The sequence below is a fragment of the Escherichia sp. WS33 genome, from assembly GCF_046486385.1.
Classification (GTDB): domain Bacteria; phylum Pseudomonadota; class Gammaproteobacteria; order Enterobacterales; family Enterobacteriaceae; genus ECMA0423.
The window spans coordinates 75,800-92,019 of record NZ_JBJQLJ010000012.1 but is presented as its reverse complement, the minus strand read 5'-3'; the positions used below and the strand labels follow the sequence as shown (position 1 = coordinate 92,019).

At 51.8% G+C, this 16,220-nt stretch carries 16 protein-coding genes; 4 read left to right on the top strand and 12 right to left on the bottom strand.

What is annotated here, in order from left to right:
- Position 1: 1 nt before the first annotated feature.
- The 11 genes from mraY to ilvI all read right to left on the bottom strand — a co-directional run bounded on the left by mraY (position 2) and on the right by ilvI (position 11,456).
- Positions 2–1,084: a phospho-N-acetylmuramoyl-pentapeptide-transferase gene (gene mraY, locus ACJHXA_RS12085; protein WP_000964131.1), complete on the bottom strand. Its 1,083-nt coding sequence runs from the start codon at positions 1,082–1,084 to the stop codon at positions 2–4.
- The gene (gene murF / locus ACJHXA_RS12080) at positions 1,078–2,436 is read right to left on the bottom strand and encodes a UDP-N-acetylmuramoyl-tripeptide--D-alanyl-D-alanine ligase (protein WP_000626688.1); all 1,359 of its coding nucleotides are present in this window, start codon (positions 2,434–2,436) and stop codon (positions 1,078–1,080) included. The genes mraY and murF overlap by 7 nt, the downstream gene beginning before the upstream one ends.
- Positions 2,433–3,920 (bottom strand): UDP-N-acetylmuramoyl-L-alanyl-D-glutamate--2,6-diaminopimelate ligase, encoded by a 1,488-nt coding sequence (murE, locus tag ACJHXA_RS12075; RefSeq protein WP_000785141.1) that lies wholly within the window; start codon positions 3,918–3,920, stop codon positions 2,433–2,435. The genes murF and murE overlap by 4 nt, the downstream gene beginning before the upstream one ends.
- Positions 3,907–5,673 carry a peptidoglycan glycosyltransferase FtsI gene (ftsI, locus tag ACJHXA_RS12070; protein ID WP_000642196.1) on the bottom strand — a complete coding sequence of 589 codons (1,767 nt, stop codon included), beginning with the start codon at positions 5,671–5,673 and terminating at the stop codon, positions 3,907–3,909. The genes murE and ftsI overlap by 14 nt, the downstream gene beginning before the upstream one ends.
- Before the next feature lie 15 nt (positions 5,674–5,688).
- Positions 5,689–6,054: a cell division protein FtsL gene (gene ftsL, locus ACJHXA_RS12065; RefSeq protein WP_231227968.1), complete on the bottom strand. Its 366-nt coding sequence runs from the start codon at positions 6,052–6,054 to the stop codon at positions 5,689–5,691.
- Positions 6,051–6,992 (bottom strand): 16S rRNA (cytosine(1402)-N(4))-methyltransferase RsmH, encoded by a 942-nt coding sequence (gene rsmH, locus ACJHXA_RS12060; RefSeq protein ID WP_000970479.1) that lies wholly within the window; start codon positions 6,990–6,992, stop codon positions 6,051–6,053. The genes ftsL and rsmH overlap by 4 nt, the downstream gene beginning before the upstream one ends.
- 1 nt (position 6,993) lies before the next feature.
- Positions 6,994–7,452 (bottom strand): division/cell wall cluster transcriptional repressor MraZ, encoded by a 459-nt coding sequence (gene mraZ, locus ACJHXA_RS12055; protein ID WP_001295770.1) that lies wholly within the window; start codon positions 7,450–7,452, stop codon positions 6,994–6,996.
- 601 nt (positions 7,453–8,053) lie between these two features.
- Positions 8,054–9,058, bottom strand: coding sequence for a catabolite repressor/activator (gene cra, locus ACJHXA_RS12050; RefSeq protein ID WP_000762401.1), 1,005 nt, complete (start codon positions 9,056–9,058; stop codon positions 8,054–8,056).
- 81 nt (positions 9,059–9,139) lie between these two features.
- Entirely contained in the window at positions 9,140–9,226 is an 87-nt protein-coding gene (locus ACJHXA_RS12045) for a fruR/shl operon leader peptide (RefSeq protein WP_001303787.1), read from the bottom strand.
- Between the two features lie 11 nt (positions 9,227–9,237).
- Positions 9,238–9,729 (bottom strand): acetolactate synthase small subunit, encoded by a 492-nt coding sequence (gene ilvN / locus ACJHXA_RS12040; protein WP_001252744.1) that lies wholly within the window; start codon positions 9,727–9,729, stop codon positions 9,238–9,240.
- A gap of 2 nt (positions 9,730–9,731) precedes the next feature.
- Positions 9,732–11,456 carry an acetolactate synthase 3 large subunit gene (gene ilvI / locus ACJHXA_RS12035; RefSeq protein WP_000425668.1) on the bottom strand — a complete coding sequence of 575 codons (1,725 nt, stop codon included), beginning with the start codon at positions 11,454–11,456 and terminating at the stop codon, positions 9,732–9,734.
- Between the two features lie 118 nt (positions 11,457–11,574).
- Between ilvI and ACJHXA_RS12030 the strand changes: the two genes are divergently transcribed.
- Positions 11,575–11,619 (top strand): hypothetical protein, encoded by a 45-nt coding sequence (locus ACJHXA_RS12030; RefSeq protein ID WP_128566915.1) that lies wholly within the window; start codon positions 11,575–11,577, stop codon positions 11,617–11,619.
- Between the two features lie 154 nt (positions 11,620–11,773).
- Here the strand turns inward: ACJHXA_RS12030 and leuO are convergent, their stop codons facing one another.
- Positions 11,774–12,718, bottom strand: a complete 945-nt coding sequence (gene leuO, locus ACJHXA_RS12025) for a transcriptional regulator LeuO (RefSeq protein WP_001297362.1) — start codon at positions 12,716–12,718, stop codon at positions 11,774–11,776.
- A gap of 659 nt (positions 12,719–13,377) precedes the next feature.
- Here leuO and leuL point away from each other — a divergent pair.
- From leuL to leuB, 3 genes are all read left to right on the top strand, one after another.
- Complete coding sequence (leuL, locus tag ACJHXA_RS12020) at positions 13,378–13,464, top strand: leu operon leader peptide (RefSeq protein WP_001300467.1); 87 nt, start codon at positions 13,378–13,380, stop codon at positions 13,462–13,464.
- 92 nt (positions 13,465–13,556) lie between these two features.
- The gene (gene leuA / locus ACJHXA_RS12015) at positions 13,557–15,128 is read left to right on the top strand and encodes a 2-isopropylmalate synthase (protein ID WP_000082846.1); all 1,572 of its coding nucleotides are present in this window, start codon (positions 13,557–13,559) and stop codon (positions 15,126–15,128) included.
- Complete coding sequence (gene leuB / locus ACJHXA_RS12010) at positions 15,128–16,219, top strand: 3-isopropylmalate dehydrogenase (RefSeq protein WP_000042353.1); 1,092 nt, start codon at positions 15,128–15,130, stop codon at positions 16,217–16,219. Before leuA ends, leuB begins: the two co-directional genes overlap by 1 nt.
- Position 16,220 lies beyond the last annotated feature (1 nt).

Below are 16,220 nucleotides of genomic sequence, written 5' to 3'. Positions count from 1 at the left end.
ATTAACGTACCTTCAGCGTTGCCAGACCAATCAGAACCAGCATCAGCGAAATAATCCAGAAACGCACAATGACGCGCGGTTCCGGCCAGCCTTTCAGTTCATAGTGGTGATGAATCGGTGCCATGCGGAAAATACGTTGTCCGCGCAGTTTAAAGGAGCCGACCTGCAGGATGACAGAAAGCGTTTCTACCACGAACACGCCCCCCATAATCACCAGCAGGAATTCCTGACGTAGCAGTACGGCGATAATGCCTAACGCACCACCTAACGCCAGCGAACCTACATCGCCCATAAAGACCTGCGCCGGATAGGTGTTAAACCACAGGAAGCCCAGTCCTGCCCCGACTATCGCGGTACAGACAATAACCAGTTCCCCTGCGTGTCGCAGATACGGTATATGCAAGTAGCTGGCAAAGTTCATATTGCCGGTCGCCCACGCCACCAGCGCAAAACCACCGGCGACAAATACGGTCGGCATAATTGCCAGGCCGTCGAGACCATCGGTCAGGTTTACCGCGTTGCCAGTACCCACAATGACGAAGTAAGCCAGCAGAATGTAGAACAGCCCCAGCTGCGGCATCACATCTTTAAAGAATGGGACCACCAGCTGCGTTGCGGGCGTGTCTTTGCCGGCAAGGTACAGGGCGAAGGCGACACCCAGCGCAATGACCGACATCCAGAAATACTTCCAACGAGCGATCAACCCTTTGGTGTCTTTACGCACCACTTTGCGATAATCATCAACAAAGCCAATAACACCGTAACCTACCAGCACCACCAACACGCACCAGACGTACGGATTGGACGGGTAAGCCCACAGCAGTACGGAGATCACAATCGCCGTCAGGATCATAATCCCGCCCATGGTCGGCGTACCGCGCTTGCTGAAGTGTGATTCAGGACCGTCGTTACGCACCACCTGACCAAAGGAAAGTTTTTGCAAATGAGCAATCATACGCGGGCCCATCCACAATGAGATGAACAGCGCGGTCAGCAGGCTGACGATGGCGCGAAACGTCAGATAGGAAAAGACGTTAAAGCCGGAATAATATTTGACCAAATGTTCGGCCAGCCAAACTAACATGTCCCATTCTCCTGTAAAGCGCGTACTACCTCTTCCATGGCGGCACTACGTGAACCCTTAACTAAAATCGTAATTACCTGTTGCTCAGCAATCAGTGATTTAAGACGCGTAATTAACGCAGTTTTATCAGCAAAATGTTCGCCAACGCCGCTGGCGGTGCTGATAGCATGGCTTTGTTTACCCACGCTTAACACGCGGTCAATACCAGCAGCTTTTGCCGCCTCGCCCACCTGTACATGGCAGGCTTCGCTTTCAGCGCCCAGTTCCGCCATATCGCCCACCACCAGCACGCGGTAGCCCGGCATTTCAGCCAGTACCTGAACAGCGGCGGTCATTGAACCGACATTGGCGTTGTAGGAGTCGTCGAGCAGCAACTGGTTTTCTGCCAGTTGGATGGGGAACAGACGGCCTGGAACAGCTTTCAGATTTGCCAGCCCCGCTTTGATAGCATCAAGCGTTGCGCCCACGGACATGGAGAGCGCAGCGGCTGCCAGCGCATTCGCAATATTGTGACGCCCCGGCAACGGCAGCAGAACATCGACGCTACCGGTTGGGGTTTGTAGGGTAAATTCCGTACCGTGCGAGGTCACATGGATATTGGTGGCGGTGAAATCGCTGTTGGCGGCATTGGGTGAGAAACGCCACACTTTGCGTGAGCCAATTACGCTCTGCCAGTTCAGCCAGTCGTTGTTGTCGGCGTTCATAATGGCGATACCGTTTTCCGGCAGGCCGCTAAAGATTTCACCTTTCGCTTTCGCGACACCCGCAAGCGAGCCAAAACCTTCCAGATGCGCCGCTGCCAGGTTGTTGACCAGCGCAGCTTCCGGGCGAGTCAGACTCACAGTCCAGGCTATTTCGCCCTGATGGTTCGCGCCAAGTTCAATAACTGCGTAATCGTATTCCGGCGTTAAGCGCAACAGCGTCATCGGTACACCGATGTCGTTGTTGAGATTGCCTGCCGTATAAAGCGTGTTGCCGCACTGGCTTAAAATCGCCGCCGTCATCTCTTTAACGGAGGTTTTGCCGGAGGACCCCGTCAGAGCAACCACGCGCGCCGGAACTTGCTGGCGAACCCATGCAGCCAGTTCACCAAACGCCAGACGCGTATCCTTGACGATTAACTGCGGCAGGTCGATGTCCAGCGGACGGCTAACCAGTAGTGCGCCTGCGCCGCCAGCTTTCGCCTGGTCGGCAAAATCGTGGGCATCAAAACGTTCGCCTTTCAGGGCAACAAACAGGCAGCCCGGCGTCAGTTTTCGGGTATCAGTGGTTACAGCATCAAGGGTGATATCTGCACCTTGCAGTTCACCGTTGAGAATGTCGGTAAGTTGGCTAAGGGTTACGCTAATCATGCAATCACCCCCAGCAGACGCGCCACCGTGACGCGATCGGAGTAGTCCAGACGCTGATTGCCAACAATCTGGTAATCTTCATGGCCTTTGCCCGCGACCAGTACCACATCATTCTCTTTAGCCTGCATAACGGCGCAAGTCACCGCTTCAGCACGGCCTTCCATCACTTTGGCATGTCCGGCATCTAACATTCCCGCCAGAATATCGTTGATGATGGCACGCGGTTCTTCGGTACGCGGGTTATCGTCCGTCACCACCGCCACGTCAGCAAACTCTTCGGCAATTGCGCCCATCAGTGGACGCTTACCTTTATCGCGATCGCCACCACAGCCAAAGACGCACCACAGCTTGCCCGCACAGTGCAGGCGCGCCGCCTGTAAGGCTTTTTCCAGTGCATCCGGCGTATGCGCGTAATCCACCACCACCGTCGGTTTGCCTGGCGCAGTGAACACTTCCATACGTCCGCAAACCGGTTGCAGACGCGCGGCGGTTTTCAGCAGATCAGCCAGTGGATAGCCGAGTGCCAGCAGTGTCGCCAGCGCGAGCAGCAGGTTGCTGACGTTAAAAGCGCCCATCAGATGGCTTTCAATTTCGCCATCGCCCCAACTTGAGCTAAAGCGAATCGTCGCACCGCTGTCGTGATAGTTCACGTCGATCGCTTTTAACCAGCGTCCGTGACAGTTCGGATTGATATGATCTTCCATTGATACCGCAACCGCGTCCGGCAGTTTTGCCAGCCAGCGGCGGCCCACTTCATCGTCGGCGTTAATAATCGCCTGACCGCAATGATGTTCAGAATAAAGCAGCCATTTCGCAGCTTCGTAGTGTTCCATATCACCATGATAATCAAGGTGATCGCGGCTTAAGTTGGTAAAGACCGACGCCGCAAATTTCAATGCCGCCACACGGTGCTGTACCAGCCCGTGGGAGGAAACTTCCATTGCGCAAAACGTCGCGCCCTGCTCCACCAGCCCCGCCAGCTCATGCTGAACATCGACTGCGGAACCGGTAGTATTTTCTGTCGGGATCACTTTCCCAAGCAGACCGTTACCAACGGTGCCCATTACCGCGCTGGTTTCGCCAAGCAGTTGGCTCCACTGCGCCAGCAGCTGGGTAGTCGTGGTTTTGCCGTTGGTGCCCGTTACGCCTACGAGACGTAAATTGTCAGAGGGTTCATGGTAAAAGCGGCCCGCCAGTGCAGATAAACGCTCGTTGAGCTGGCTGAGATAGATGACCGGTACGCCGTGCATTTCACGGATTTCACCATCGGTCGCCTCATCTTTCGCCTCTGCAATAATGGCAGCCACACCTTGCGCTATCGCCTGCGGGATATATCGACGCCCGTCCGCCTGATGACCTACTACAGCTACAAAGAGATCGCCCGCCGCAGCCACACGGCTGTCGAGTGTCATCTCTCGCAGTGCTCGCGAAGGTGCGTCTGGCACCCACGGAGCAAGAAGGTCGCGCAAATTACGATCTGCCACCTGTCCCCTCGCCTTGATTAATCACAAATTCATTTTTATCGCCCGTTGTCAGCGCATCCGGCTCGATGTTCATGGTACGCAATACGCCGCCCATGATGGCACCAAAGACCGGCGCGGAAACGGCGCCGCCGTAGTATTTACCCGCCTGCGGATCGTTGATAACAACAACCAGCGCGAAGCGCGGCTGACTCGCAGGCGCAACGCCTGCGGTATAAGCAATATATTTATTGATGTAGCGACCGTCCGGCCCGACCTTTTTCGCGGTACCGGTTTTAATGGCGATACGATAGCCTTTAATCGCCGCTTTCACGCCGCCGCCGCCTGGTAGCGCCACGCTTTCCATCATATGCACCACGGTGCGAACAATGGATTCCGGGAAGACACGTTCACCGGGAACCGGGGGGTCAACTTTGGTAATCGACAGTGGGCGATAAATGCCGTAGCTGCCGATAGTTGCGTAGACTCGCGCTAACTGTAACGGTGTTACCATTAGCCCGTAGCCGAAAGAGAAGGTGGCCCTCTCTATGTCAGACCACCGTTGTTTTTGAGGATATAAGCCACTGCGTTCTCCGACCAACCCCAAATTGGTCGCTTTTCCCAGTCCAAAACGTGAGTAAGTATCTACTAACGCTGAGGACGGCATCGCTAACGCCAGCTTGGAAACACCGACGTTACTCGACTTCTGTAATACCCCGGTCAGGGTTAATTCGCTGTAGCGTGCCACGTCTTTGATTTCGTGGCCGTTAATTCGATAAGGAATGGTATTGAGTACCGAGTTTTCCCGCACCACGCCACGTTGCAACGCGGTCATTACCACCATCGGTTTAACCGTTGAGCCCGGTTCAAACACGTCGGTGATGGTACGGTTACGCATCGCCTCTTTCGGCGTGCCGCTCAGATTGTTAGGGTTGTATGACGGGCTGTTAGCCATCGCCAGCACTTCACCGGTGTTGACATCCACCAGCACGGCGCTACCGGATTCAGCCTTGTTAAAGGCCACCGCGTTGTTCAGTTCGCGATAAACCAGCGCCTGCAAGCGTTCATCAATACTCAACGCCAGGTTGTGCGCCGCCTGGCTGTCAGTAGAAGAAATATCTTCAATTACGCGACCATAGCGGTCTTTACGCACAATGCGCTCACCCGGCTGCCCGGTAAGCCATTTATCGAAACTCTTCTCAACGCCCTCAATCCCTTGACTATCGACGTTAGTAAAGCCGATGAGGTGAGCAGTCACTTCGCCGGACGGATAGTAACGGCGAGACTCTTCACGCAGATGAATCCCCGGCAGTTTCAGTTTTTTGATGTAGTCCGCCATGTCAGGGTTCACCTGACGCGCCAGATAAATAAAGCGCCCTTTCGGGTTGGCGTTAATGCGGGCTGAAAGCTGATCCAGCGGAATATTGAGCGCGTTAGCCAGCGCCTTCCAGCGGTCACCGACGCTGATACCGCCAGCGTCATGCACTTCTTTCGGGTCAGCCCAAATCGCTTTTACCGGCACGCTCACCGCTAACGGGCGACCAGAACGGTCAGTAATCATGCCGCGGGAGGTGGAAACTTGCTGAACGCGAAGAGAACGCATGTCGCCCTCTTTCACCAGCATATCCGGGGAGATAACTTGTAACCACGCTACGCGTCCGAGCAGAAAAGCCAGCGCCAGGAGAATACAGCCGCATAACAACGCAAAACGCCAACTGATAAAGTTGGCATGTTCTTCCTGACGTTTTGGTTTCTGCGTTTTCGCCGCTGCTTTCATGCGTCGCGTTTATCCTTATTTTTGCACTACGATATTTTCTTGTGACGGATCAACATGCTGCATTTGCAGCTTTTCCGTGGCGATCCTTTCCACCCGGCTATGGTCGCCGAGCGCATTCTCTTCAAGGATCAGGTTGCGCCATTCAATGTCTAAAGCATCTCGCTCCAGCAGCAGTTGTTCGCGCTGAGCGGTCAGTAAACGGGTATGGTGCGCCGTGGTTACCACAGTCACCGCCGTCAAAATAATGCAAATGAACAGGCAGAGTGGCAGCTTCCCAAATCGCAAAAGATCGTCACCGATAACACCAGGCAATGCATGGCGCTCGTGGCTTCCCATCGATCCTTTAACTTTGCTTAGAGCTTCTGTCACTCTGCTGATCATGCATTCGTCCTCTCTGCAATACGCAGAACTGAACTACGGGCACGAGGGTTCTCAGCCACCTCTTCTTCGCCCGGCATTAACTTGCCTAGTGCTCGCAGCTGACGGCCACCCAGTTTTTTGAGCTGCTCTTCAGTCATCGGTAACCCTGCCGGAACTTGCGGACCGCGGCTGTTTTCACGCATAAAACGTTTCACAATACGGTCTTCCAGCGAGTGGAAGCTGATGATCGAAAGCCGCCCACCCGGGGCCAGCACGTTGAGCGAGCTTTTTAGCGCCTGCTCTATCTCCTCCAGTTCACTGTTTACCCAAATGCGCACCGCCTGGAAGGTACGGGTCGCGGGATGTTTAAACTTATCTTTCACCGGCGTTGCAGCAGCCACGACTTCCGCCAGTTCTTTGGTGCGGGTCATCGGCTGTTCGCGGTTACGCTCGACAATGGCGCGGGCAATGCGTTTGGCAAAACGCTCTTCACCATAGGTTTTCAATACCCAGGCGATATCGGCTTCTTCTGCGGTTTGTAGCCATTCAGCGGCTGACTGCCCACGGGTTGGGTCCATACGCATGTCCAGCGGACCATCGCGCATAAAGGAAAAGCCGCGCTCAGCATCATCAAGTTGCGGTGAAGAGACGCCAAGATCGAGGAGAATGCCGTCGATCTTGCCGATAAGATCGCGCTCGGCAACGTATTCGCCCAGCGCGGAGAAAGGTCCGTGGATGATGGAGAAGCGCGGATCATCAATAGTCTTCGCAACGGCGATAGCCTGCGGGTCGCGATCGATCGCCAGCAAACGCCCCTCTTCGCCAAGCTGCGAGAGGATCAGACGTGAGTGACCACCGCGACCAAAAGTCCCATCAATGTAGATGCCATCAGGACGGATATTGAGGCCATTAACGGCTTCATCCAGCAGCACCGTAGTATGTTTATAGTTTTCCATCATTTTATAGAGACAAGTCCTGCAGTCGCTCCGATAAGTCTCCGGTAGCCAACTGCTCTGCGTCGATATCTTCCTTGACCTGTTGATGCCAGGTTGTTTCATCCCACAGCTCAAACTTGTTGAACTGTCCAACCAGCATCACTTCTTTTGTCAGCCCGGCATGTTGCCGCAGTACTGGCGCGATTAACAATCGACCTGCGCCATCCATCTGACATTCGCTGGCATGACCTAACAGTAGGCGCTGCACACGGCGCTCAACCGGGTTCATGCTCGACAGACGCGATAATTTTTGCTCGATAATTTCCCATTCAGGCAGGGGGTAAAGCAGCAGGCACGGGTGATGAATGTCAATGGTGCAAACCATTTGACCGGCAGCGTTCTCAAGCAGCTGTTCCCGGTAACGGGTAGGCACTGATAAGCGCCCTTTGCTGTCGAGATTGACTAACGTTGCTCCCCGGAACATGCCAGCCTCACCCCTTATTCCCACTTTGCCCCACAATTTCCCACTGAAAGGAGTTTACGGAGCGGAGGAAAAGCTTGTCAAGCCAGTCACAAGGCATACCGAGGTAAAAAACCCGATGTTTACGGCTAATATCAGCGTTGTTTATTTTACGTCCAACGTGCGCAGCAAATTAACGTTATGAATAGCTGTAAGAAAAAATCCCTCATCGTCATCACCGTTTTAAAATGACTCACTATTTTCCACAGCAAATATAAAGTGTCAGTTTGCGACGCGAGCGGCATTTTAGGACATATCTTCCCCGGTTAACAGTCCCTGTTGCGTCTGTGTGGCGCTTGATGCCAGCGGGTTTGCGCAAAAGCAAAGAAAAGTGCTTGTTAAATCGGCAATTCATCTCTGCATGTAACAAAATAATGCAAAAACGCGCTGTCGATATCACTTAATTATTGTGAATTTCAGCTGGTGATTTAATTAACGGGCGGGTTTAAAAGAACTTATCAATAATAGTCAGGAATAGTCTTATTTACTTTAAGGATATTGATGTCCATTCCCGTACTCTACGCGCCAGAGGGAAATTCACCTGGCGCGTATTTTTGTTCGCGGCTTAGCTACGGCTGAGCACACCGCGACGATAGAGATTACGTTTAATGCGCGTTAAACCAGGTTTTGGCTTACGCGGTTCGTCCAGGCTTGCCAGGACAATCTCCAGCACACGCTCTGCGACATCGCGGTGACGTTGAGCCACTGCCAGCACCGGGCACTGTAAGAAGTCGAGCAGTTCGTTATCGCCAAAGGTGGCAATTGCCAGGTCAGAAGGCAGTTTACCATCGCGACGTAGCGTTACATCCATCACCCCTTGCAACAACGCAAACGACGTTGTGAACAGCGCCTGCGGCATCGGATGCGTTTCCAGCCATTTTTCGAATAACTGGGCAGCCGCCTCCCGCTCATAGCTGTTGGCATACAGGAAATGCACTTCGCGCGGATCATCTTTCCAGGCAGTACGGAAACCTTGTTCACGCAGGAAGCTGACAGAAAGCTCCGGCAGCGCGCCAAGATAAAGCACCGTCTCGGCGGGAAACTTACGTAACTCTTCCGCCAGCATTTCGGCATCATCCTGATCGGCACCAACCACGCTGGTGAAGTGTTCACGATCGAGGGCGCGGTCCAGCGCGACAATCGGGAACGGGTCGTTAGCCCAGCGTTGATAAAAAGGATGCTCAGGAGGCAACGACGTCGAAACAATAATGGCATCGACCTGACGCTGTAAAAGGTGCTCAATACAGCGCATTTCGTTGTCTGGCTGATCTTCTGAGCAGGCAATTAGCAGTTGATAACCCCGTTGCCGCGCCTGGCGTTCAAGATAGTTAGCGATGCGGGTATAGCTGGTGTTCTCCAGATCGGGGATCACAAGACCAATAGAACGTGTGCGTCCAGCACGAAGCCCAGCTGCCACGGCGTTCGGGTGGTAATTGTGCTCACGCACCACAGCCATGACTTTTTCAACGGTTTTGTCGCTCACACGGTATTGCTTCGCTTTGCCGTTAATAACATAGCTTGCAGTGGTCCGCGACACTCCCGCCAGCCGAGCGATTTCATCCAGTTTCACAATTGCCCCTTGCGTAAAATGTAAAAACCATAGCCATTGTACTGGTATGGGTTAAATTCATTAACATCTAAGCGCAGAAAATTAACTGCGGCAACTGCTTTTATTCCAGGTTCCCACTGATTTCGCAAAAAAAGCCCAACGTGACATGTTGGGCTGCAAATTGCGCACTGAGATCATTCTCAACGCATTATTTTATCGCCGCGCGAAAGTCCGACCACACCAGAGCGAGCAACTTCCACAATTTTCGCCACATCGCGAATCGATGCTAAAAATGCATCAAGCTTATCGCTGGTGCCTGCTAATTGAACGGTATAAAGCGAGGGGGTGACATCGATAATTTGCCCACGGAATATTTCCGTATTACGTTTCACTTCGTCACGCCCGTAACCGCTGGCCTGAATTTTCACCAGCATGATTTCCCGCTCAACATGCGCGCCCTGCCCCAACTCACTCACGCGCAAGACATCGACCAGCTTGTGTAATTGCTTTTCGATCTGCTCAAGCACTTTTTCATCGCCCACGGTCTGGATGGTCATACGCGATAATGTCGGATCGTCGGTTGGCGCAACGGTCAGGCTTTCAATGTTGTAGCCACGCTGGGAAAAAAGGCCAATCACGCGGGATAACGCGCCTGATTCATTTTCGAGTAAGACTGATAATATCCGGCGCATAATCAGGTTCTCTCCGTTTTGCTTAACCACATTTCATCCATTCCGCCCCCGCGAATCTGCATCGGGTAGACGTGCTCACTGCCATCGACGGTAACATCAACAAACACCAGGCGATTATTGCGCACCTGTTCCAGCGCCTCGCTAAGTTTGCTTTCCAGCTCATGCGGATGAGAGATCTGGATCCCGACGTGACCATAGGCTTCCGCCAGACGGACGAAATCGGGTAGTGATTGCATATAAGATTGTGAATGACGGCCGGAATAGATCATGTCCTGCCACTGTTTCACCATCCCCAGATAGCGGTTATTGAGATTCACCACCAGTACCGGCAACTCGTATTGCAACGCGGTAGACAGTTCCTGGATGTTCATCTGAATACTGCCGTCGCCAGTGACGCAAACCACGGTTTCTTCTGGCAACGCCATTTTGACGCCCAGTGCCGCAGGTAAACCAAAACCCATCGTGCCGAGGCCACCGGAATTGATCCAGCGACGCGGTTTGTCGAATGGATAATAAAGTGCAGCAAACATCTGGTGCTGCCCGACATCGGACGTCACGTAAGCGTCTCCCTTCGTCAACCGCCAAAGAGTCTCGATCACCGCCTGCGGTTTAATCTTTTCACTGTGAGTGTCATATTTCAGGCACTGACGAGCGCGCCACTGTTCAATCTGCTGCCACCAGTCGCGGATCTCATCCAGCGGTTGATGGGCGGATTCTTGCGACAGGAGTTCAAGCATTTGTTCGAGGACCTGGCGAGCATCCCCCACAATCGGGATATCAGCAGTCACGGTTTTAGAAATGGAAGTAGGATCAATATCGATATGCAGAACAGTGGCATTTGGGCAGTACTTTGCCAGATTATTCGTCGTTCGGTCATCAAATCTTACCCCGACGGCGAAAATCACATCCGCGTTATGCATCGTCATATTGGCTTCGTAGGTGCCGTGCATTCCCAGCATGCCCAGCGCCTGACGATGCGTTGCCGGAAATGCCCCCAGGCCCATCAATGAGGAAACAACGGGCAGATTCAACGCCTCCACCGTTTCTTTCAACTGCTGATGGCAGCCCGCCGTGATTGCCCCACCGCCTACGTAGACAACCGGTTTTTTTGCCGCCACCAGCGTTTGCAGAGCACGCTTAATTTGCCCTTTATGTCCGGTAGTAGTGGGATTGTAAGAACGCATACTAACCGACTCCGGCCAGACATAGGGTAATTTGTTCGCCGGATTAAGAATATCTTTCGGTAAATCAACGACTACTGGTCCAGGACGACCACTTGCCGCCAGCCAGAAAGCCTTTTTCAGCACCTGCGGAATGTCTTCCGTTTGCTTAACCAGAAAACTGTGTTTAACCACCGGTCGCGAAATCCCCACCATGTCGCACTCCTGAAAGGCATCGTAACCTATCAACGAGGTCGCTACCTGCCCGGAAAGGACAACTAATGGAATGGAATCCATATAAGCGGTGGCGATGCCGGTAATCGCATTGGTCGCCCCTGGACCCGACGTTACCAGCACGACGCCGACTTCCCCGGTCGCACGCGCCAGGCCATCGGCCATATGCACCGCCGCCTGCTCATGACGAACTAATACATGATCAATACCACCCACGGTATGCAATGCATCGTAAATATCAAGGACTGCGCCTCCGGGATAACCGAATACTTGTTTAACGCCCTGATCGATAAGCGATCGGACGACCATCTCGGCTCCAGACAACATCTCCATGGCCTGCCTCACTGTTTGACGGAAAAAATGTGTAAAACACATTAACCGTCCGATCTTGCTTAAGCAATTGGCAGCCAGAGACATAAACGCAGGGTAATAAGAATAAACAGGAGGAAAGGTGAAAAGAAACGATAAAATCCTCCATTACGAAGGATTAAATTGACAATAAATCGGCTGAATCCCACAACTTACAGCAATTTCTCTATTTTTTTAATTAATCCTAAAATAGAGAGCACACACATTCAGAATAAAATTCTACATTCAATAAAAAATGCAGAATAAACCAGACATTCATGTCTGGCCTATTCTGCATTCAGTTAGCGTTTGCAAATTGAGACTAATTGTTCTTCCATCCACTGATGGCCTTTATCGCGCCCGGCAGCTTCATGCCAGGAGAGATAACAGGTTCTGCTGTTTTGTTTTAACGGCAGCGGTAATACCTGTAATTCTAAGGATTCAGCGAACTCTTCAGCCAGCCAACGCGGCGCAATAGCGACCAAATGCGTTTGCGACACCACGCTAAGTACGCTCATCATTGCCATGCCCTGATACGCGATACTGGCTTGCTTATCTACCGTGTCATACCAAGGTTGACTAAATGACGCGAAACGATCGAGCGAAACCGCCGCATGTTGTTCGTTATAAACATCATGTTTCAGTAACGGGCCCTTAATTGTTGGATGATTTTTGCTGGCTACCAGCACCATTTCATCTTTAAATAATGGCACGCTGGTAAATTCAGGACGATGGAAGTCTTCATAACTAATCACAAACTCCGTTTCCTGATAACGCAGCTGATGTTCAGTGTTCTGATTTAATGAAGACTTGAACATAACATGTATATTTGGCGCAATCTGCTCAATGTGATTATAAATCTGCGAGGTCAGAATGCTGTCTAACGGGCTGCAAACACAAAGATGAAATACACGTTCACTGCTCGCGGGTTCAAAACCTGAACCAGGCAATTCATTTTGTACTAGTTGCAATGCCTGACGAACTGAGCCAAAAAGTTGAAATGCGCGAGCAGTCGGTTGAATACCACGGCCATAACGAACAAAAAGCTCGTCATTAAACATCACCTTCAGGCGTGCAACAGCGTTACTGACCGCAGGTTGCGACATACCCAGAACATGAGCGGCACGGGTAATGTTTTGCTCCTGCATCACGGCATCGAAAACGGTTAATAAGTTGAGATCGACCATGCGTAGCTGTGGCTTGCTTAACTCCGCCGTCTCTGAATGATCTGTTTGTACCTCTGGCATACTTAACTCCACTGTCACACTTAACTCCCTTTCCCTTATTGGAATGCAGAGAAATAATCCTGAAGAATATGATTTATCATGCATATAAAATAAGAAAAAGCAAAATGAGTAAAATTCGGAAAACATAAAGATACGGGTTCTGATAAAAACAGAATCCATTGCCGTGGAATGAGTCATTTACCACAGCATAATAATCCATAATGTTTTTGTTGCGAAAACAATCTAATCATAACTACCGCGAATACTCAATCATCTACAAAATGGATTAAATGTGCTTATTTAATAATTAATTTATATATTTAATGCATTAATTCTTAACATTAATTGATCAATAATATTCACCAAATCAATATCAAAAAAAATCGCAAAACATATAATTCAATACAAATCATCAGGATAGGTTTTGCAACGCGTGCATTTTGTCCCCTTTTTCCTCGTTGATTAGATGCAAAAATTTATGCTGAAATATGTCAACCGATGAAAAGCGTCGGTAGTTAAGCAGAAATTAATATCGCTTACTTTAACCACCGCAGCACAATTAGCTAATTTTACGGATGCAGAACTCACGCTGGCGGGACGTTTTTATTGCGTCAGGGTTGACATCCGTTTTTGTATCCAGTAACTCTAAAAGCATATCGCATTCATCTGGAGCTGATTTAATGACTCACATCGTTCGCTTTATCGGTCTACTACTACTAAACGCATCTTCTTTGCGCGGTAGACGAGTGAGCGGCATCCAGCATTAAGCCAGCACGCAGTCAAACAAAAAACCCGCGCCATTGCGCGGGTTTTTTTATGCCCGAAGCGAGGCGCTCTAAAAGAGACAAGGACCCAAACCATGAGCCAGCAAGTCATTATTTTCGATACCACATTGCGCGACGGTGAACAGGCGTTACAGGCAAGCTTGAGTGTGAAAGAAAAACTGCAAATTGCGCTGGCCCTTGAGCGTATGGGTGTTGACGTGATGGAAGTCGGTTTCCCCGTCTCTTCGCCGGGCGATTTTGAATCGGTGCAAACCATCGCCCGCCAGGTTAAAAACAGCCGCGTATGTGCGTTAGCTCGCTGCGTGGAGAAAGATATCGACGTGGCGGCCGAATCCCTGAAAGTCGCCGAAGCCTTCCGTATTCATACCTTTATTGCCACTTCGCCAATGCACATCGCCACCAAGCTGCGCAGCACGCTGGATGAAGTGATCGAACGCGCTATCTATATGGTGAAACGCGCCCGTAATTACACCGATGATGTTGAATTTTCTTGCGAAGATGCCGGGCGTACACCCATTGCCGATCTGGCGCGAGTGGTCGAAGCGGCGATTAATGCCGGTGCCACCACCATCAACATTCCGGACACCGTGGGCTACACCATGCCGTTTGAGTTCGCCGGAATCATCAGCGGCCTGTATGAACGCGTACCTAACATCGACAAAGCCATTATTTCCGTACATACCCACGACGATTTAGGCCTGGCGGTCGGCAACTCACTGGCGGCGGTACATGCCGGTGCACGCCAGGTGGAAGGTGCAATGAACGGGATCGGCGAGCGTGCCGGTAACTGTTCGCTGGAAGAAGTCATCATGGCGATTAAAGTTCGTAAGGATATTCTCAACGTCCACACCGCCATTAATCACCAGGAGATATGGCGCACCAGCCAGTTAGTTAGCCAGATTTGTAATATGCCGATCCCGGCAAACAAAGCCATTGTTGGCAGCGGCGCATTCGCTCACTCCTCCGGTATCCACCAGGATGGCGTGCTGAAAAACCGCGAAAACTACGAAATCATGACACCAGAATCTATTGGTCTGAACCAAATCCAGCTGAATCTGACCTCTCGTTCGGGGCGTGCGGCGGTGAAACATCGCATGGATGAGATGGGGTATAAAGAAAGTGAATATAATTTAGACAATTTGTACGATGCTTTCCTGAAGCTGGCGGACAAAAAAGGTCAGGTGTTTGATTACGATCTGGAGGCGCTGGCCTTCATCGGTAAGCAGCAAGAAGAGCCGGAGCATTTCCGTCTGGATTACTTCAGCGTGCAGTCTGGCTCTAACGATATCGCCACCGCCGCCGTCAAACTGGCCTGTGGCGAAGAAGTCAAAGCAGAAGCCGCCAACGGTAACGGTCCGGTCGATGCCGTCTATCAGGCAATTAACCGCATCACTGACTATAACGTCGAACTGGTGAAATACAGCCTGACCGCCAAAGGTCACGGTAAAGATGCGCTGGGTCAGGTGGATATTGTCGCCAACTACAACGGTCGCCGCTTCCACGGCGTCGGCCTGGCCACCGATATTGTCGAGTCCTCCGCCAAAGCCATGGTGCACGTACTGAACAATATCTGGCGTGCCGCAGAAGTCGAAAAAGAGTTGCAACGCAAAGCTCAACACAACGAAAACAACAAGGAAACCGTGTGATGTCGAAGAATTACCATATTGCCGTATTGCCGGGGGACGGTATTGGTCCGGAAGTGATGACCCAGGCGCTGAAAGTGCTGGATGCCGTGCGCAACCGCTTTGCGATGCGCATCACCACCAGCCATTACGATGTAGGCGGCGCAGCCATTGATAACCACGGGCAACCACTGCCGCCTGCGACGGTTGAAGGTTGTGAGCAAGCCGATGCCGTGCTGTTTGGCTCGGTAGGCGGTCCGAAATGGGAACATTTACCACCAGACCAGCAACCAGAACGCGGCGCGCTGTTGCCTTTGCGTAAGCACTTCAAATTATTCAGCAACCTGCGCCCGGCAAAACTGTATCAGGGGCTGGAAGCATTCTGTCCGCTGCGTGCAGACATTGCCGCTAACGGCTTCGACATCCTGTGCGTGCGCGAACTGACCGGCGGCATCTATTTCGGTCAGCCAAAAGGCCGCGAAGGTAGCGGACAATATGAAAAAGCGTTTGATACCGAGGTGTATCACCGTTTTGAGATCGAGCGTATTGCCCGCATCGCGTTTGAATCTGCTCGTAAACGTCGCCACAAAGTCACCTCAATCGACAAAGCTAACGTGCTGCAATCCTCTATTTTATGGCGTGAAATCGTCAACGAGATCGCCACGGAATACCCGGATGTCGAACTGGCGCATATGTACATCGACAACGCCACCATGCAGCTGATTAAAGATCCATCACAGTTTGACGTTCTGCTGTGCTCCAACCTGTTTGGCGACATTCTGTCTGACGAGTGCGCAATGATCACTGGCTCGATGGGGATGTTGCCTTCCGCCAGCCTGAACGAGCAAGGTTTTGGTCTGTATGAACCGGCAGGCGGCTCAGCACCAGATATCGCAGGCAAAAACATCGCCAACCCGATTGCGCAAATTCTGTCGCTGGCACTGCTGCTGCGCTACAGCCTGGATGCCGATGATGCGGCTTGCGCCATTGAACGCGCCATTAACCGCGCATTAGAAGAAGGCATTCGCACCGGGGATTTAGCCCGTGGCGCTGCCGCCGTTAGTACCGATGAAATGGGCGATATCATTGCCCGCTATGTGGCAGAAGGGGTGTAAT